Consider the following 16,066-nt stretch of genomic DNA (forward strand, 5'->3'; position numbering starts at 1 on the left):
TGGGGGGAGCCTTTCAGAGTTGGTAGGGAACGCGGATACCCGGCATGTTCGCCGGAAAATCCCTGGTGTTGCGGGTGATGAGGATAGCGCCATTCACCTGCGCCGTCGCGAGGATATAGGCATCCAGCAACTTCATCTTGGTCCGGTGCCTGATGTCCGCTGCCGTCCTGCCGATGTGGCTGTCGATCTCGACGATCTCGAATGGGGTTATGAGGTGCTCCACGACATCCCGCTGCTCCAGCGGCTCGCCAGCCAGCACTTCGGTCCATACGACCCTGCTGATCCGATGCCGTTTGTATCGCGACAACTCGGCAATTGCCTGGGGCTTGTCTTTCAGCCAGTCGATCAGGATATTGGTGTCGAAGAACGGGTCGGACACAATTCAGATTTCGTCATAGGGTGTGCGATCTTCCCGCATGGCCCGCTGATACTCGACTCCATCGCCGATATCGTCGCGTCCCTTCCAGTAACCGGCCCCCCGTGCAATCCAGTCGTTGTTGTTCGCGTTGCTCACCAGATACAGCTTCACCGCCTCGCGAATAGCCGCCGCCCGCGAACGCTTCGACCTGGCGGCGAGAGCATCCAGCTTCTCGATATCTTCCTGGGGTATGTCGGTGAGGATTCTCATTTCGCAGCACTCATTCTGGCCCGATACCAAACGACAATCTCACGCAGCAGCGCCGCACGCGACTTGCCCTGCTTGGCGGCACGCTGGTCGAGCCACTGAATATCCTCATCAGGCAGATCAGCAAGAATGCGTGTCATGCCACAATGATATCACATCATGATATCATGTCAAGACCGCCCCGCCTTCCGCTCCGCCATCTTCGCGCGAAACCGCTTTGCCCAGCCGGGTAACGCCTCTTGCTTGCCCCGCGCCAGCGCCAGCGCATCGGCCTCCACATCGCGCGTCACCACCGATCCCGCCCCCACGATCGCGCCATCGCCGATCGTCACCGGCGCCACCAGCGCGCTGTTGGAGCCGATGAACGCTCCCGCGCCGATCTCCGTGCGATATTTCAGGAACCCGTCATAGTTGCAGGTGATCGTGCCCGCGCCGATGTTCGCGCCCGCGCCCACGCTGGCGTCGCCGATGTAGGACAGGTGATTGGCCTTCGCGCCCTCGCCCAGGGTCGCCTTCTTGATCTCCACGAAATTGCCGACCTTGGCCTTCATCCCGATATCCGCGCCGGGCCGCAGCCGCGCATAGGGGCCGATTTCCGCGCCCTTGCGCACCACCGCGCCCTCCAGATGCGAAAAGGCGTGAATCACCACATCCTCCTCCACCACCACGCCAAGGCCGAAGACGACATGCGGTTCCACCGTCACGTCGCGCGCCAGCACCGTGTCGTGCGAAAAGAACACCGTCTCCGGCGCCACCAGCGTCACCCCGTCGCGCATCGCCGCCGTCCGCCGCTGCGCCTGCCACGCCGCCTCCACCCCCGCCAGCTCGGCGCGGCTGTTCACGCCTGCCACTTCCAGCGGATCGGTCTCCACCACGGCGCTTTTCTGCCCCGGCAGCATGACGATATCGGGCAGATAATATTCCCCCGCCGCATTGTCGTTGCCGATCTGGTCGAGCAGGACGAACAGGTCGGTGGACCGCACCGCCATCAGCCCGCTGTTGCACAATGTCACGGCGCGCTCCGCCTCGCTTGCGTCCTTATATTCGACCATCTTCTCGATGATCCCCTGCCCGTCGGCGATGATGCGGCCATAAGCCGCCGGATCGTCCGGGCGGAAGCCCAGCACCACTGCGCGCGGATCATCGCCCCGGTTCAGGCGATCGAGCAACGCCTTCATCGTCGCGGCGCTCACCAGCGGCACGTCGCCATAGAGGATCAAAACATCGCCCACGAATCCCGCCAGCGCATCATGCGCCTGCGCGACGGCATGGCCTGTGCCAAGCTGCTGCGCCTGCACGGCTATCGCAACACCCCGGCCGGCCACCGCCGCCTCGACCTGCTCGCGGCCCGCGCCGACCACGACCACCTGCCGCTCCGGCCCCAATTCCGCCAGGCTGGCGATCAGGTGCAGCAGCATCGGCCGACCCGCAATCGGGTGCAGCACCTTGTGCAGCTTGGATTGCATACGCGTCCCCTGCCCTGCGGCAAGGATGATGGCGGCAACGGGGCGTGTCACGATCGGGGGATGTCCTGCGCTGTTTACGGCTCACCCTCTGCCATGTTTGGCTTGCATTAGCCACTGCGCAGCAGGCATGGCGGCGGGGATGGCAGACATTCCTTTCGATATTATTGGCTTCGATCTCGACGGCACGTTGATCGACACCAGCGGCGATCTGGCGGCGGCGGTCAATCATGCGATCACCGCCATCGGCCGCCCTGCCTATCCCGCCGATGCGATCCGGCCTTTCGTCGGAAAGGGCGCACGGATCATGCTGGAACGGGCGCTCGCCGCATCGGGCGATTGCACCGCAGAGCTGGTGGAGGATCGCCTGCCGGTGCTGCTCGATTATTATCAGCAGAACCTCGCCATCCACAGCCTGCCTTATCCCGGCTGCGTCGCCGCACTAGATGCGCTTGCGGCACGCGGCCTGCGCCTTGCGATCTGCACCAACAAGGCGGAGCGGTTTGCCGTTCCGCTGATGCAGCAACTGGGCCTCGCCGATCGCTTCGCCAGCATCATCGGCGGCGACACGGTGGGCAGCGCCAAGCCCGATCCCGCGCCGATCCGCGCGATGATCGCCCGCGCGGGCGGCGCCAACATGAAAAACCCCCGCTGCCTTTTCGTCGGCGACACGATCAACGACATCGCCGGCGCGCGCAACGCCGGCATCGCCAGCATCGCCGTCAGCTTCGGTTTTCTGGAAGGCGCAGTGGATAGTCTGGGCGCGGACGCCGTGATCGATCATTTCGACGATCTGCTGCCCACGCTCGAACGCTGGCCGTCATGACCCTGCGCCTCGAAAGCGACGGCCCGGTCGCCACCCTGCTGATCGATCGCGCGGACAAGCGCAACGCGATGACGCAGGCGATGTGGGCGGCACTGCCCGCGCTGGTGGATCAGGCGATGACCGATGAACGCATCGCCGTGCTCATCCTCGCCTCAGCCACCCCCGGCCTGTTCTGTGCCGGGGCGGACATCGGCGAGTTTGCGGAAAGCAGCGGTGATGCGGACTGGCGCGTCGCCAATCAGGCGGCGATTCGCGCCGCCCATGCCGCCCTTGCCCATGCGCCAAAGCCGGTGATCGCGGCGATCGACGGCGATGGCATCGGCGGCGGCTGCGGCCTCGCCATGGCCTGCGACATCCGCATCGCCGCCCCCGCCGCACGGCTCGGCATCACGCCTGCCAAGCTCGGCATCGTCTACAGCCTGTTCGATACGAAACTGCTGGTCGATCTCGTCGGGCCGGGTCAGGCGAAACGCCTGCTGTTCACCGGCATGCTGATCGATGCGGAGGAGGCGCTGCGCATCGGCCTGATCGACGAGCGGGCGGACGATCCCCGCGCCCGCGCTATCTCGCTTGCCCATGGCATCGCCGCCAATGCACAGCATTCCGTGCGCGCGACCAAGGCGATCGTCCGCAAGATCCTGGACGGCCAGAGCGATGACGACGCCGAAACCCTTGCCCTTTTCCGAGACGCCTTCACCCGCGCGGAGTTCGCCGCCCGCGTCGCCGCCTTCGCTCAGCGCAAAACATAGCGCACCAGCGCCGCCAGTCCCTCGGCCGACAGCGGAAGCAGCAGCAGCGCCAGCATGACCCCCAGCACGATCCGGCTCACCGCCGCTTCATGGCGAAAGGCGGGCGGGGGCGGCTCCGCAGGCGGCGGACCGGTGAAATATCCATGCTCGTCGATAAACATGGTGGCTGCCTTTCAAACTTTTCCCGCGCGAAAAGAGAATCAATAAAGATCGTCGTCATTCCTGCCCTTCGACAAGCTCAGGATAAACTTCAGCCAAAGGCTGAAGGCGGGAACCCATATTGCCATTCGCACCTTAGCAATGTGTCGTGAGATGGGTCCCCGCCTTCGCGGGGATGACGGACAAATATATGGCTTTGTACATTTCGTAGAAGTCTCGCGCAAGCTGGGGAACATCACGCCTCGGCAAACCCCGATTGCAACTCCCCCGCATGTCCCGCGTTTGCATGACAGAATAGTGCGCTATACCGCCACAACAGCCCCGTCAGGAGACTCCCCATGACTCGCCTCCACCCCCGCCTCGCTTTCGCCACTGCTCTCGTCGCCCTCGCCGCCCTGCCCGCCTGCACGACGATGGGTGAAAGCGCCGCCGCCCCCTCGGCCAGTGCCGCCCTGCGGGGCGCTGACGGCACCGCGCACGGCACGGCGCGCATCGAACAGACGACCAGCGGGCTGACCGTCACGCTCTCGGCAATCGCCGTGCCGCCGGGTATCCACGCCGTCCACGTCCACACCACCGGCACCTGCACCGCGCCCGATTTCGCCAGCGCGGGCGGCCACTGGAACCCGATGGGCAGGCAGCATGGCATGGACAATCCCAATGGCAGCCATATGGGCGACATGCCCAACATGACCGTGGGCGCGGATGGCACGGGGACGCTCGTCTACACGATCGCCGGCGGCACCCTCACCGATGGCGCCAACCCGCTGTTCGATGCCGACGGCGCGGCGATCGTCATCCATGCCAAGGCGGATGACAATGTGAGCGACCCGGCGGGCAACGCAGGCGGCCGCATCGCCTGCGGCGTGCTCGCGAAGGGTTAGGCTTCTGGCTGTTCCCCGGCGAAAGCCGGGGTCCAGGGCGGCAAGGATTGCACGTCGTCATGCTGGGCAGCGGCTTTCGCCGGGGAACAGCCAATATTCCGACGGCACAGCAAACCCGCACACCAGCACCATCCCGCAAACATTGCTGGAACATTGCTCGAACGATTTGAAGGTTAATTCGACGGACGGCGCCCGGTTTTCCTTGAATATGCCTGCACGTCCACGATATTATAGCGGTATGGCGGTACAAGCATGTGCCGCCGCAAAGGAGACGATTACAATGGCTAACTGGTCTGACCCCCGGACGCCGGACACCGGCTTTCGCACGGGCTTCGGCGCAGGCGCGGAGACGCGCGGCGCTGCGTTCGACGCGGGGCTGCGGTCCTATATGCTGTCCGTTTACAATTACATGGCGAGTGGCGTCCTCCTGACGGGTCTCGTCGCGATGCTGTTTTCCTGGGGTGGCGCAAGCTCCCCGGCTGCCCAGATCATGATGGGTCCGGGCATCCTGAAATATGTCATCATGTTCTCGCCTCTGGTGTTCGTGATGGTGTTGAGCTTCGGCATCAACAAGCTGTCGACCACGGCGGCGCAGGCGCTGTTCTGGGTCTATGCCGCGGTGATGGGCCTGTCGCTCTCGACGATCTTCCTGGTCTATACCGGCGCGTCGATCGCGACGACCTTCTTCGCCACGGCCGCGGCCTTCCTGGGGCTGAGCCTCTGGGGCTACACCACGAAGAAGGATCTGTCGGGCTTCGGCACGTTCCTCATCATGGGCGTGATCGGCCTGATCGTGGCATCGCTCATCAACATCTTCCTGCGCTCGCCGGTCATGGACCTGGCGATCAGCGCGGTCGGTGTGCTGCTGTTCGCGGGCCTCACGGCCTATGACACGCAGAAGATCAAGAGCATGTACGCCTATGTCGCGGGTACGGAGTTCATGGGCAAGTCGGTAGTGATGGGCGCGCTGACGCTCTACCTCGACTTCATCAACATGTTCCTGTTCCTCCTCCGCTTCCTGGGCAACCGCGAATAATCGCAGCCCGAAAAGCGAACAAAAACGCGAAGGCCCGGCGGAGCAATCCGCCGGGCCTTTTCGTGTGCGCCAACCCCCTCTCCCCTTCAGGGGAGAGGGCCGGGGAGAGGGGGCTGTAGCTCCCTGTTGCGCTTCGGACACAGCTTTCAAATATCCGCTTTCGGACATTTTTTGCAGCTAAGCCTGCCCTCTCCGACTTTCGAGGGAGAGCGTTACAGCCTCAATTCTTTGGGGCTATCCACCGCCAGAGCCATCTCCACCGCCGCCATCGCATGCAGCGTGGTTGTATCATACAGCGGCACGCTGGCGTCGCCCTTCTCCACCAGGAGCATGATTTCCGTGCAGCCAAGGATGATCGCCTGCGCCCCGCGCGCCGCCAGTTGGGCCATCACCTCGCGATAGGCCACGCGTGAGGCGGGATTGACCACGCCCTTCACCAGCTCGTCATAGATGATCGCATGCACCGTCCTGCGGTCATCCGCCTCGGGCACTATCACTTCCAGCCCGAACCGCTCGGCCAGCCGCGCGGTGTAGAAGGGCTGCTCCATCGTGAAGGCCGTGCCGATCAGCGCGACCTTCTCCAGCCCGTCCGCCCTGATCCTTGCGCCGGTCGCATCGGCAATATGCAGCAGCGGCACCCTGATGCCCGCCGCGACCGCATCGGCCATCAGATGCATGGTGTTGGTGCAGATCAGGACGACGTCCGCCCCGCCCTGTTCAAGCCGCTGCGCCGCGTCGATCATGTCGGCGGTCAGTGCGTCCCAGTCCCCCGCATGCTGCTTGGCGGCAATATCCCCGAAATCCAGCGAATAGAGCAGGCATCGCGCCGAATGGACCCCGCCCAGCCGCGCCTGCACCGCCTGGTTGATGATGCGATAATAATGGGCGGAGCTTTCCCAGCTCATACCGCCGACCAGGCCGATGGTTTTCACGCCTCTTCCGCCACCGGCAGCAAGATCGTGATCGTCGTTCCCTTGCCCACGATGCTGGCGATGTCCATCCGGCCGCGGTGCCGCTCCACGATATGCTTCACGATCGCAAGGCCAAGGCCGGTGCCGCCCATCGCGCGGCTGCGGCCTGAATCGACGCGATAGAAACGCTCCGTCAGGCGCGGCAGATGGTCCGGGCCGATGCCTTCGCCTTCGTCCGCCACGGACAGGCGCACCATGCCCGATGCGCCGCCCGTCAGGCTGACGGTAATCGGCGTGCCCGGCCGCGCATATTTCACCGAATTGCCGACCAGATTGTGCAGCACCTGCGACAGTTGCGCGCGGTCGCCCTGCACCGGCGGCGCGGCGCTATCGATCTGCGCCACCACATCCTGCCCGCGCGGGCCGTGGCTGTCGCGGAACACCGCCACCACTTCGGCCGCCAGCTCACGCAGGTCGATCGCATCGTCCGGGGTGCGATATTTCTCCGCCTCGATGCGCGAAAGCGACATCAAATCGTCGACCAGCCGCTGCATCCGCCGCGCCTCGCCGTCCATGATCTTCAGGAAGCGGCCGCGCGTATTCTTGTCCTCCGCCGCGATCGGATCGGCCAGCGTTTCGATGAAGCCCAGGATCGCGGCCAGCGGGGTGCGCAGTTCGTGGCTGGCATTGGCGACGAAATCGACGCGCATCCGTTCCGCGGCATAGCTGCCGGTGCGGTCCATCAGATGCACGATGCGGCGCTTGTCGTCGCCGCTGACGGCATTGTCGTCATGCGAGGGCAGCGCCGCTATCCGCATTTCCCATCGCTGTTCGCGCGTACCCAGCCCGACCAGATTGATCGACACCGGCTCGGCCATCGGGCCGGGGCTGGAAAGGCGCTCGGCGGCGGCGGGGTGGCGGATGGCGATGCGGGCATCCTCCCCCACGATATGCGTGCCCAGCAGGCGCAGCGCCGCGCGGTTCGCCCGCACCACCTTGCCCCGCGCGGCGATCAGCAGCGGTTCGGATATCCCTTCCAGCACGGCGGGAAAGTCGGGATGGTCGAGCAGATCGACCGCCGTCGGCCCTGCGGGCTGGTCGATCGTCGCGGCGGTCGGCGGCGGCGCGCTGTCGGCCATGATGAACAGCGCAAGCAGCCCGGCCACCCCTGCGATCACGCCACTTTCCCAATGACCGCCGAACAGATAGGTGCCCGCCGCCCCCGCCAGCACCACGGCGACGGATACGATGTTCTGGAGCGGGCTGGTGCGATTCATGGTTACCGGCCTAGATTATTCGCGCAATTGCTGCGATGGCTAATCGCCATGAGCGCGCAAGAAACTGACGGCCCGAACGGGGACATGCCGGAGGGAACCGGCCGCGACCCCATCGGCCCCGATCAAACCCGTTCCGGCGCACCGTCGCGGCGACAGTTGCTGATGGGCGGTGCGGCGGCGGCTTCGGCGATCATCTCGATCCGCCCCGCGCTGGCGCAGACGGCGGCCTCGGTGCTTTCCTGCCAGATCCCGGTGCCCGATCCCGCGCGCTCGGCCAGTCACATCGCGGCCAACGGATCGCTGGTGCCAGCGGGCACGAAGGGCGCCTTCGCCGGGTCGCGCCGCCCCTTCACGGGGGAGGAAGTGCGCGCGGCGCTGCGCGGCCGCACCCTGCCGGGCGCCAGCTATCAGCAGAGCCAGGCCTATCTCAACTATATCCGCCGCCTGCAATCCGGGCAAAGCGGCTTCACCTGCTATGCCTCGCTCCAGATGCCGCGCTGATTGACCGCGCTTTTTTAACCGGCGCGCAATAGAATGCGCGGCGCGATGACCAGCCTTCCCCATTATCGTGCCATCCCGGCCACCGATCTTGTCATCCGGCCACTCGCGGACATCACCCTCCTCTATCATCGCCCGTCCGGCCAGACGCATATGGTCGCCAGCCCCGTACCGGAAATCCTGGCCGCGCTAGGCGCGCATCCGCTAGACAGCCACGCCATCCATGCGCGCCTCGCCACCTGCTACGACCTGGGCGATCCTGATGAGGCGCGCGCCGCCATCGCCACGCATCTCGCCGAAATGGCGGCGCTCGGCCTGATCCGCGCCGCATGAAGCATCGCATCGCCCTCACCATCGGCCCGGCCAGCTTCCGCATCGGCGCCGCATGGCGCGCACCGGTGGCGCGGCTCGCCGCACTTTATCATGATTATCCCGCCCCGCCCGGTGGCATTGCCGATTTCACCGTGCGGCTTGATCCGGTCCGGCCCTGGCGGCGCTACATCCGCCCGTCGATCCACATTACCGGCGATCATGGCCTGGCCGATGCCGCGCCGATGGCGCTCGCCCACGGGCTGCTCGCCGCGGAAATGGGGATGAACCTGCAAATGGCGCTCGGCTGGCGGCGGCATCTGCTGCTGCATGCCGCCTGCGTGGAAAAGGATGGCCGCGCGCTGCTGATGACCGGCGAATCCGGCTCGGGCAAATCCACGCTGGCCGCGATGCTCGGCGAACGCGGCTGGCGCTTCATGGGGGACGAGTTCGCGCTGCTCGATCCGGCGACGGGGGCGGTGCATGCCTTCCCCCGCCTCATTTCGCTCAAGAACAGCGCGATTGCGGCGATGGAGGCGCAGGTGGCGGACGCCGCCCGTTTCGGCCCGTTGCTGCGCGGCACGGCGAAAGGCGACATCCGCCATCTGCGCCCGCGCGCCGATGCGATCGCGCGGATGGATCGCCCCGCCACGCCGGCGCTGCTGCTCTTCCCGCGCTATGGCCAGCCTGTCGATATCCGCCCCGTCGATCCCGGCGAATGCTTCATGCGGCTGACGCAGGCTTCGACCAATTACACCGCGCTCGGCGAAGCGGGGTTCGATTGTCTCAGTCGCTTCGTTCAGACCATTCCCGCCCAGGCCATCGACTTTCCCGACGGGAACAGCGCCCTGGCGCTGGTCGATGATCTGTGGAACGCGCTGCGGTGAGCGCCGCGCTTCTCGTCGCTGCGCTGCGCGATCCCGCGTCCGTCGCCGGGCTGTCGGGCGCGCAGTGGAACGCGCTGATCGCCGCCGCCCGCGCCGAACGGCTGATCGGCACGCTCGCCTTCCGGCTCGAAGGCGTCGCTGTGCCGCCCGCCGTCCGCCCCATCCTCGCCGATGCCCGCTTCGATGCCGCGCGGGAGGCGCAGACCGCCCTGTGGGAGGCCGATCGCGCCGCCGCCGCCCTCGCGCCTCTCGCTATCCCGGTGATCCTGCTCAAGGGCACCGCTTATGCCGCCGCCGGACTCTTGGCCGCGCCCCTCTCCCCTGCACTGGGCCGCTTCATCGGCGATCTCGACATATTGGTGCCCCGCGACGCGCTGGATGCGGTCGAGGCGGCGCTGCTGGATGCAGGCTGGGAATGGGTGAAGCCCGATCCCTATGACGACGCTTACTACCGCCAGTGGATGCACGAGCTGCCCCCGCTCATCCACCGCGACCGCGACCGGATGATCGACGTGCATCACACGATTCTGCCGCTCACCGCGCGGCCAAAGCCCGATATCGCAGCCATGATCGCGGCCAGCATCGCGCTGCCCGGCGGCCTGCGGATATTGTCGCTCGAACATAGGGTCTGCCATGCCGCCGCGCATCTGCTTGCCGATGGCGATCTGGCGGGCGGCCTGCGCAATCTGTGGGATATTCACTGTCTGTGCAGCGCATCCGGCGCGGCGCAAGAGGATTTCACCCTAAGCCTGATGGAAGAAGCCGCCCGGCACGATCTCGCCGCGCCCGTCGCCCGCGCCCTGCGGTTGGCGCATCATCTCTACGGAACGCCGGTCAAAGCCTACAGCGCGCCAATCTCGCTCGACCTTCGGCTACGGCCCAGCGACCGCCTGTTCCTCACGCGCCTCCTCGCGCGCGACGGCTGGGGCCGCGAAACGCACAAGGCACTTCGCCAGTTGTTCTACGTCCGCTCCCACCTGCTACGCATGCCCCCCCCGATGCTCGCCCGCCACCTCCTCACCAAATGGCGCAAGGGGCACCGGCCGGGGTGATCGAGCGTGCGGCCCTATCGCGGCCTGGCTCAGCGGCAGGTGCCATGTCTCGCCCTGCACCGGATCGCCAAAGGCGTGATGCACATCGGTGGAGACGCATGTGAAGCCGTTGCGCGCATAGATGCGCCGCGCTGCATCCAGCACAGTGTGAGTCCACAGCGTGACTGCGGCATAGCCCTTGTCCCGCGCAAAGCCGATGCAAGTGCGGACAAGCGCATCGCCGATTCCGCGTTGTCGGGCAAAGGGTTCCACATGCAACAGGCGAAGGCGGGCAACATCCTCGCCCTCATCGGTCAGGAAAACCGCGCCGGCCATCACGCCTTCGATATCGGCCACCCAGCATTGCTCACGGTCCGGCTTGAAATTGCGGAGGAATGCGGCGGTCGTCTCGGCCTCCAGCGCCTCCAGTTCACGGCCCCAGCCATGGCTTTGCGCGTATAAAATGGACTGGCGCGTGGCGACCTGGCTGACTTCGCCGGTCCGCGCAGGCCGTATCGTAAAACGGGCGCAGGCCTGCGGATCGAGCAGCAGGCGCGCTTTTGTCAGCGCCTGCATCAGGTCATCGCGCTCCACGACGCTCAGCCGATCCAGATCCTGCGCGACAGCCGTGCGTTGCCGCTCATCGATCAGCGTGAAGATCGCATGGCCTTTCGGTGTCAGGGCAATGGGACGGGCGCGAGCATCTTCGGAAAGGCGATCCCGGATCACCCAGCCACGAGTCTCGAACCGGGCAATCATCCGGCTCAGATAGCCGCGATCAAGCCCCAGCGTATCCTGGAGCGCATTGGCCAGCACGGGCTGTTGCCGGGCAATTTCGAATAGCAGTCTTGCCTCCGCCAGATTGACATCCGTGTCGAGAAACCGCGCATCAATTGCTCCGACATGCCGGGTAAAGAAGCGGTTGAAAGCGCGAACGGATTCGATGGCTTGGTCCATGCCCCCCCATTCAGCCCGATTTGTTGACTGTGTCAACTATCTACATATGTACATCGCCGATTTTTGAAGAAACGAAGCGGACGCATCGGCAACACTGATCTCATTCCCGCATCCCGCAGCGACGGCACAAAAAGAAAGGGGCCGGTCTTGCGACCAGCCCCTTCTTTTGCATCAGTCCCGAAGGGCTGACGGCAAGGCTTACATGCCCGAACCCGGACCGTAGGTGATTTCCACGCGACGGTTCTGGAGTTCGCGAACGCCATCGGCGGTTTCCACGCGGGGCTTGCTCTCGCCGAACGCTTCGGTCGAGATCACGCCATCGGGGATGCCCTTGGACGTCAGGTAGCTCTTCACCGCGTCGTTGCGACGCTGCGACAGGCCGACGTTGTACGAAGCCGAACCCGACTTGTCCGCGTGACCGGCCAGCATGACCTGCGCCGAACCGCAGTTGCTGTACGCCGAAATCGCGTTGTCCAGGATGGTCGCGGCATCGGGGGTGATGTTCGACTTGTCCCATTCGAAGAACACGATGTACGGCCCAGGCGTGCATTCCACAGCCGGCGGAGGCGGCGGGGGAGGCGGCGGCGGGGGCGGCGGGGGAGGCGGCGGCGGCGGGGGCGGCGGAGGAGCTGCCGGTTCGCCGAAGTTGTAGCTCAGGCCGACGAGCACGCTGTGGGTGCGCAGGCGGGCATCGACGTCCGAACCGGCCGCGTTGAAGCGCGGATCGGGGCGGTTGCTGGTGACCAGGCCCATGTCGGGGTGGTTGTAGAAGCGATACTTCAGCGAAGCATCGAGCTTGTCGGTCAGCGGGAAGCGCACGCCGGCGATAGCCTGCCATGCAAAACCGGTGTCCGAATCATCGGTGGTCAGCGTGTAGAGATAGGTGCGGGCAACGCCGACACCGCCGCCGATGAAGCCCTGAAGGCCATCGTCGGGACCGAAGTCAAGCAGGCCGTTGACCATGAAGCTGAGCGAGCGCACGTTGCCGCGCGTGCTGTTGACACCGTTGCTGTAGGCCACGACGTCGGTGTAGGCGCGCTTGAACGCGACTTCCGATTCAAGGCGGAAGCCGCCGAAATCGTAACCGATGACGCCATCGACATCATAGCCGGTGTTGTAGTCGGCCGTGGCAACCGGGTTGATGATCGTCAGATCGATGTCTTCCACGATCATGCCACCGGCGTTGGCGCCGATGTACCAGGCATCATCACGCGCCATGGCGGGGGTCGCCAAGGCCGTGGTAGCGAGCGCTGCTGCGAGGGCAAGCTTCCGCATAATATTCCCCTTTCAAAATGGTCACGAAGGACTGCGGAAACCGTCTAGCTTGTGGAAAGTTTCATGGCAAGTGCGCAAATCGCGGAACTGTGGCCAAAATGCCGCAGTGCCGCAACCAAATCTCGCCTTCGATACCCTTGGAATTGCTGCATTTCTTGCATAGTTTCGCTCGTGCATTTTTTTTGTTGGCTTTGCGGAACGGTGCGCGAAAGTCGCGCTCCAGATCAGCATTCAGGCGATCATACCGTGCAGGCGCAGCATGGCCAATATCGCCCCGGTCGCCGCCCGCCCCTCGACGTCGATAACACCCCCGCCGGAGGGGTCGGGGATCGCCGCGCCGCGCCCGCCGATCACGCGGAGGCCGCCCTGATAGAAGCCGTCGGCGCGCACCGCCCCGTCGCGCCAGGCTGTGCCGTCCCATGCCATCGCATGGCCGCGATCGCGCACGTGCGCCGCCATGCCCATGACCGGCGCGACGAAGCGCCATCCCCCTTCGGTCCATCCGGCGATCGCGTCCGCCTGCCCCGCCCAGGCCCCGGTCGGCGATGCCGCGACGATCCAGCACTGGCCGGGCACGGGGCTTGGCGGCGGGCTGGCCAGCGTCGCGCTTTCCACCAGCGGCTGCACCGCGATGTCGAGTCGCGTCAGCGCCTCGTTATGCGTCAGTTCCTTCTGCGCCTGCCCCGCCTGCAACAGGGGCAGCGCCAGTCGCGCGCTCTCATTCGCCATCATTCCGTCTCCTTGCATGGTTTAAGGCTCGTATTCAGCCCCATCCCGTTCCCCTGCGAAAGCAGGGGCCCAGGGCCACATGGAATTGCCCTTCGTTGCCCTGGCCCCCTGCCTTCGCAGGGGAACCGCCCGCTGTATGTGATCCTCACCCCCCGATCCCCAGCATCGCAGGACGGCCGAGGCCATGCGTCCCGCGCTGCTGCACCCGCAGCGTAATCGCGCCGCCGCCCGCCGCAGCCAGGTCCGCCGCCCGGTCGGCCGCCGGATAGAGCCAGGACGCCACGTCGGTCTCGACCGTCCGCAGCACTGCCCCGCCCGCCACCACCGCGATCGCCCAGCCTTCGCGTTCCTCGCCCAGCGGCGCATCCACGCCATCGGCCCAGTCCCATCCGGTCCGGCTGCGGCGTATCCAGCTGATGCGCCAGTCGCCCGCGCCCTCCGCCTGCGCCGCCAGATGCACCGGCGCGAGCGGCAGCATCGCCTCGCCCCGGATCAGCCGCACCGCGTCCACCGGCACCGTGTCGCCGATCCCGATCGCCATCGCCTGAAACAGCGCCCCGCGCGCCACCGCCTCGCCCGGCACCGCGACCAGCCGGTCGGCATCGATCAGCAGAAACGCCTCACCGGCGGCATGCCCGGCGATCGCCCATTCGGTGCCCCGACGCCCGCGCAGCAGATGCGTCAGCCGATACTGGCCCGGCCCTATCGGCTGCACGCGCCCGAACTGGATCAGCTCCTCGCCCACCAGACACAGATTGGCCCCGCGCAGCAGCGCCGCGTCGTCCGCCCCCGTCAGCGCCGCGCCACCGGTCGGCACCGCCACGTCGATGCTGCCGTGCCGGTCGAACAGGCTTGCCGATCCTGCACCCGGCGGCACGACCACATGGCCCATCACAGCGGCGGGTGCCGTCCGGCCGATAGGGCTGGCGGTGCCGCTGGCCGGATCGACCGTGAACAGCGCCGCGCGCCGCCATCCTTCGGATACCCCCGCCGCCGCCAGCATCACCACCGGCGCATCCGGCGCGCTGTCGCCGACGACGGGCAATTCCGCGATCATCAGCCGGGTGGCCCCATGCGGCGCATCCGGCTGGCGCAGCACGCGCCCGCCGCTCGCCGCCGTGACGGGGGCGGCCGCACCGGGCCAGCCGCGCAGGCGCAGGCGTACGCCCATGTCCGCCCATTCGCGCGTTTCCACCCGCCAGCGCCCGGCTTCCCCCATGCCCGCCTCCCCCTCGCCCGCATCCCCTGCAACCGTCACGATGCTGCCCGGCACATGCAACAGCGCATCCCATCCGCACAGCAGGTCGATGCGCCCGCGCGCGCGCCACGCCTGCGTCAGCCGGGCCTGCGCCAGCGCCTTCGCCGCCTCCGCATCCATCGCGGCGGGCAGGTCGATGGTCCGCGCGACGCGCCCCACGCCCGGCCGCACGGCTGTCTGCATGCCCGCCTGATAGTCGCGCGCGGGCGCATAATGGCGCAGGCCAAGGCGCAGCGGCACATCCTCGGCGGGGTCGCGCGCTGCCCTGCGCGCCGCTTCCGCCGTACCGTTGATCCGCGCCGCCAGGCTCGGCAGGCCGATCGTCCCGCCCGGTTGTGGCTGGGTCAGCGACAGGCCGTCGGCGCGCGCGGTCAGCACCAGCCCCTGCGCCTGCACCAGCGGATCGATCGCCGCCGCGATATCCTCGCCGCTCGCGGCATAGCCATCGACGCTCTCGCCCTCAGCCGCGGTCGCCCCGCCCGTGATCGCACCCCCGGTCAGATCCGCCACGATCGCCCCTGCCGATACCGGCCCGTCATCGGCGACGACTTCGAACGTCAGCGAAGGAATGCGGTTGCCATAATCGGCCAGTTGCAGATCCTCGAACAGCGCATAGGCGATGCCGCGATGCGCGGGCGTCTGCCCCACGCCTTCCGCCGCCGCGATCAGCGGATCGACCGCCTGATCCGGGCCGCCGTCATGCAGGCGGAATGCGCCGATCTCGCTCTTGAAATCGCCCGCTTCCCCGCGCAGCAGATTGCCGTCCGCCCATATCCGGCCGATGCGCAGCACCCGCCGCGCCGATAGAGCCACGGCAAAGCTCGCCGCATAGCTGAACGTCGTCACCCCCGGCTGTCCCTTGCCGCCGCCGCTGTTCGTGGCGGTCTCGCGCAGGTCGGTCGCCCAGATCACCGTGCCCGCCACCCGCATCGTGCCGAACACGCGGGGTATCTGCGTGCCATAGGTGGATGTCTGCACCTGCAATTCGGTAAGGCGCGGCCCCTGCCTGCGCCCCGGTTGAAACAGCACCGCCTGATCGAAGGCCCGCCCAGCCAGCGCCCCGATCGCCCCGCCAACCGGCCCGCCCAGCACCGTCCCCACCGCCCCCAGCACAATCGTCGCCATATGATATTCCCTGTAACTCTCCTCTCCAGCGGGAGAGGCCAGCATCTCTTCTCCGGTGGGAGAGGAT

19 protein-coding genes are annotated in these 16,066 nt (G+C 66.6%); 8 read left to right on the top strand and 11 right to left on the bottom strand.

The genetic code is table 11. The features are described from left to right. Positions 1-13 precede the first annotated feature (13 nt). From ENE74_RS01885 to glmU, 4 genes are read right to left on the bottom strand one after another with little or no spacing between them, the layout of a single operon-like run. Positions 14-379 carry a type II toxin-antitoxin system VapC family toxin gene (locus tag ENE74_RS01885; RefSeq protein WP_127688942.1) on the bottom strand — a complete coding sequence of 122 codons (366 nt, stop codon included), beginning with the start codon at positions 377-379 and terminating at the stop codon, positions 14-16. 3 nt (positions 380-382) lie between these two features. Continuing rightward, positions 383-628 (bottom strand): ribbon-helix-helix domain-containing protein, encoded by a 246-nt coding sequence (locus ENE74_RS01890; protein ID WP_127688943.1) that lies wholly within the window; start codon positions 626-628, stop codon positions 383-385. Then, positions 625-765 carry a ribbon-helix-helix protein, CopG family gene (locus ENE74_RS01895; RefSeq protein WP_127688944.1) on the bottom strand — a complete coding sequence of 47 codons (141 nt, stop codon included), beginning with the start codon at positions 763-765 and terminating at the stop codon, positions 625-627. Before ENE74_RS01895 ends, ENE74_RS01890 begins: the two co-directional genes overlap by 4 nt. A gap of 30 nt (positions 766-795) precedes the next feature. Beyond that, positions 796-2,142 (bottom strand): bifunctional UDP-N-acetylglucosamine diphosphorylase/glucosamine-1-phosphate N-acetyltransferase GlmU, encoded by a 1,347-nt coding sequence (glmU, locus tag ENE74_RS01900; RefSeq protein ID WP_127688945.1) that lies wholly within the window; start codon positions 2,140-2,142, stop codon positions 796-798. 88 nt (positions 2,143-2,230) lie between these two features. On the opposite strand from glmU, the gene gph reads away from it, so the two are divergent. Beyond that, positions 2,231-2,914 carry a phosphoglycolate phosphatase gene (gene gph / locus ENE74_RS01905; RefSeq protein ID WP_127688946.1) on the top strand — a complete coding sequence of 228 codons (684 nt, stop codon included), beginning with the start codon at positions 2,231-2,233 and terminating at the stop codon, positions 2,912-2,914. Beyond that, the gene (locus ENE74_RS01910; protein ID WP_127688947.1) at positions 2,911-3,663 is read left to right on the top strand and encodes an enoyl-CoA hydratase/isomerase family protein; all 753 of its coding nucleotides are present in this window, start codon (positions 2,911-2,913) and stop codon (positions 3,661-3,663) included. Before gph ends, ENE74_RS01910 begins: the two co-directional genes overlap by 4 nt. Here ENE74_RS01910 and ENE74_RS18120 read toward each other — a convergent pair. Further along, the gene (locus ENE74_RS18120; RefSeq protein ID WP_164847352.1) at positions 3,648-3,824 is read right to left on the bottom strand and encodes a hypothetical protein; all 177 of its coding nucleotides are present in this window, start codon (positions 3,822-3,824) and stop codon (positions 3,648-3,650) included. The two genes, ENE74_RS01910 and ENE74_RS18120, sit on opposite strands and share 16 nt — an antisense overlap. A gap of 336 nt (positions 3,825-4,160) precedes the next feature. Here ENE74_RS18120 and ENE74_RS01915 point away from each other — a divergent pair, with 336 nt between their 5' ends. Together ENE74_RS01915 and ENE74_RS01920 are read left to right on the top strand one after the other, a co-directional pair. Then, positions 4,161-4,706: a superoxide dismutase family protein gene (locus ENE74_RS01915; RefSeq protein ID WP_164847353.1), complete on the top strand. Its 546-nt coding sequence runs from the start codon at positions 4,161-4,163 to the stop codon at positions 4,704-4,706. Positions 4,707-4,986: 280 nt separating this feature from the next. After that, entirely contained in the window at positions 4,987-5,742 is a 756-nt protein-coding gene (locus ENE74_RS01920; RefSeq protein WP_127688948.1) for a Bax inhibitor-1/YccA family protein, read from the top strand. 212 nt (positions 5,743-5,954) lie between these two features. Here ENE74_RS01920 and ENE74_RS01925 read toward each other — a convergent pair whose 3' ends face one another. Next, positions 5,955-6,674, bottom strand: coding sequence for an aspartate/glutamate racemase family protein (locus ENE74_RS01925; protein ID WP_127688949.1), 720 nt, complete (start codon positions 6,672-6,674; stop codon positions 5,955-5,957). Continuing rightward, entirely contained in the window at positions 6,671-7,930 is a 1,260-nt protein-coding gene (locus ENE74_RS01930) for a sensor histidine kinase (RefSeq protein ID WP_127688950.1), read from the bottom strand. Before ENE74_RS01930 ends, ENE74_RS01925 begins: the two co-directional genes overlap by 4 nt. Before the next feature lie 84 nt (positions 7,931-8,014). On the opposite strand from ENE74_RS01930, the gene ENE74_RS01935 reads away from it, so the two are divergent. The 4 genes from ENE74_RS01935 to ENE74_RS01950 are packed head-to-tail and all read left to right on the top strand — an operon-like array spanning position 8,015 to position 10,676. Further along, complete coding sequence (locus tag ENE74_RS01935; protein ID WP_127689519.1) at positions 8,015-8,431, top strand: hypothetical protein; 417 nt, start codon at positions 8,015-8,017, stop codon at positions 8,429-8,431. Between the two features lie 45 nt (positions 8,432-8,476). Then, positions 8,477-8,761: an HPr-rel-A system PqqD family peptide chaperone gene (locus ENE74_RS01940; protein WP_127688951.1), complete on the top strand. Its 285-nt coding sequence runs from the start codon at positions 8,477-8,479 to the stop codon at positions 8,759-8,761. Continuing rightward, positions 8,758-9,624 (top strand): HprK-related kinase A, encoded by an 867-nt coding sequence (locus ENE74_RS01945; protein ID WP_127688952.1) that lies wholly within the window; start codon positions 8,758-8,760, stop codon positions 9,622-9,624. The genes ENE74_RS01940 and ENE74_RS01945 overlap by 4 nt, the downstream gene beginning before the upstream one ends. Next, the gene (locus tag ENE74_RS01950) at positions 9,621-10,676 is read left to right on the top strand and encodes a nucleotidyltransferase domain-containing protein (protein ID WP_127688953.1); all 1,056 of its coding nucleotides are present in this window, start codon (positions 9,621-9,623) and stop codon (positions 10,674-10,676) included. Before ENE74_RS01945 ends, ENE74_RS01950 begins: the two co-directional genes overlap by 4 nt. On the opposite strand, the gene ENE74_RS01955 is transcribed toward ENE74_RS01950, so the two are convergent. The 4 genes from ENE74_RS01955 to ENE74_RS01970 form a co-directional block, all read right to left on the bottom strand. After that, the gene (locus tag ENE74_RS01955) at positions 10,605-11,612 is read right to left on the bottom strand and encodes a bifunctional helix-turn-helix transcriptional regulator/GNAT family N-acetyltransferase (RefSeq protein WP_127688954.1); all 1,008 of its coding nucleotides are present in this window, start codon (positions 11,610-11,612) and stop codon (positions 10,605-10,607) included. The two genes, ENE74_RS01950 and ENE74_RS01955, sit on opposite strands and share 72 nt — an antisense overlap. Before the next feature lie 198 nt (positions 11,613-11,810). Further along, entirely contained in the window at positions 11,811-12,887 is a 1,077-nt protein-coding gene (locus ENE74_RS01960) for an OmpA family protein (RefSeq protein ID WP_127688955.1), read from the bottom strand. A 231-nt stretch (positions 12,888-13,118) separates the two neighbouring features. Beyond that, complete coding sequence (locus ENE74_RS01965; RefSeq protein ID WP_127688956.1) at positions 13,119-13,619, bottom strand: DUF2793 domain-containing protein; 501 nt, start codon at positions 13,617-13,619, stop codon at positions 13,119-13,121. 142 nt (positions 13,620-13,761) lie between these two features. Next, the gene (locus ENE74_RS01970) at positions 13,762-15,999 is read right to left on the bottom strand and encodes a GTA baseplate fiber-binding domain-containing protein (RefSeq protein WP_127688957.1); all 2,238 of its coding nucleotides are present in this window, start codon (positions 15,997-15,999) and stop codon (positions 13,762-13,764) included. Positions 16,000-16,066: the final 67 nt, after the last annotated feature.

The organism is Sphingobium algorifonticola (genome assembly GCF_004005485.1).
Lineage (GTDB): Bacteria > Pseudomonadota > Alphaproteobacteria > Sphingomonadales > Sphingomonadaceae > Sphingobium > Sphingobium algorifonticola.

What these genes read in the sequence shown, in the direction of transcription:
- ENE74_RS01890 (WP_127688943.1), bottom strand. Translation starts at nt 628, where the DNA reads ATGAGAATCCTCACCGACATACCCCAGGAAGATATCGAGAAGCTGGAT.
- ENE74_RS01895 (WP_127688944.1), bottom strand. Translation starts at nt 765, where the DNA reads ATGACACGCATTCTTGCTGATCTGCCTGATGAGGATATTCAGTGGCTC.
- gph (WP_127688946.1), top strand. Translation starts at nt 2,231, where the DNA reads ATGGCAGACATTCCTTTCGATATTATTGGCTTCGATCTCGACGGCACG.
- ENE74_RS01910 (WP_127688947.1), top strand. Translation starts at nt 2,911, where the DNA reads ATGACCCTGCGCCTCGAAAGCGACGGCCCGGTCGCCACCCTGCTGATC.
- ENE74_RS18120 (WP_164847352.1), bottom strand. Translation starts at nt 3,824, where the DNA reads ATGTTTATCGACGAGCATGGATATTTCACCGGTCCGCCGCCTGCGGAG.
- ENE74_RS01915 (WP_164847353.1), top strand. Translation starts at nt 4,161, where the DNA reads ATGACTCGCCTCCACCCCCGCCTCGCTTTCGCCACTGCTCTCGTCGCC.
- ENE74_RS01920 (WP_127688948.1), top strand. Translation starts at nt 4,987, where the DNA reads ATGGCTAACTGGTCTGACCCCCGGACGCCGGACACCGGCTTTCGCACG.
- ENE74_RS01930 (WP_127688950.1), bottom strand. Translation starts at nt 7,930, where the DNA reads ATGAATCGCACCAGCCCGCTCCAGAACATCGTATCCGTCGCCGTGGTG.
- ENE74_RS01935 (WP_127689519.1), top strand. Translation starts at nt 8,015, where the DNA reads ATGCCGGAGGGAACCGGCCGCGACCCCATCGGCCCCGATCAAACCCGT.
- ENE74_RS01940 (WP_127688951.1), top strand. Translation starts at nt 8,477, where the DNA reads ATGACCAGCCTTCCCCATTATCGTGCCATCCCGGCCACCGATCTTGTC.
- ENE74_RS01945 (WP_127688952.1), top strand. Translation starts at nt 8,758, where the DNA reads ATGAAGCATCGCATCGCCCTCACCATCGGCCCGGCCAGCTTCCGCATC.
- ENE74_RS01955 (WP_127688954.1), bottom strand. Translation starts at nt 11,612, where the DNA reads ATGGACCAAGCCATCGAATCCGTTCGCGCTTTCAACCGCTTCTTTACC.
- ENE74_RS01960 (WP_127688955.1), bottom strand. Translation starts at nt 12,887, where the DNA reads ATGCGGAAGCTTGCCCTCGCAGCAGCGCTCGCTACCACGGCCTTGGCG.
- ENE74_RS01965 (WP_127688956.1), bottom strand. Translation starts at nt 13,619, where the DNA reads ATGATGGCGAATGAGAGCGCGCGACTGGCGCTGCCCCTGTTGCAGGCG.
- ENE74_RS01970 (WP_127688957.1), bottom strand. Translation starts at nt 15,999, where the DNA reads ATGGCGACGATTGTGCTGGGGGCGGTGGGGACGGTGCTGGGCGGGCCG.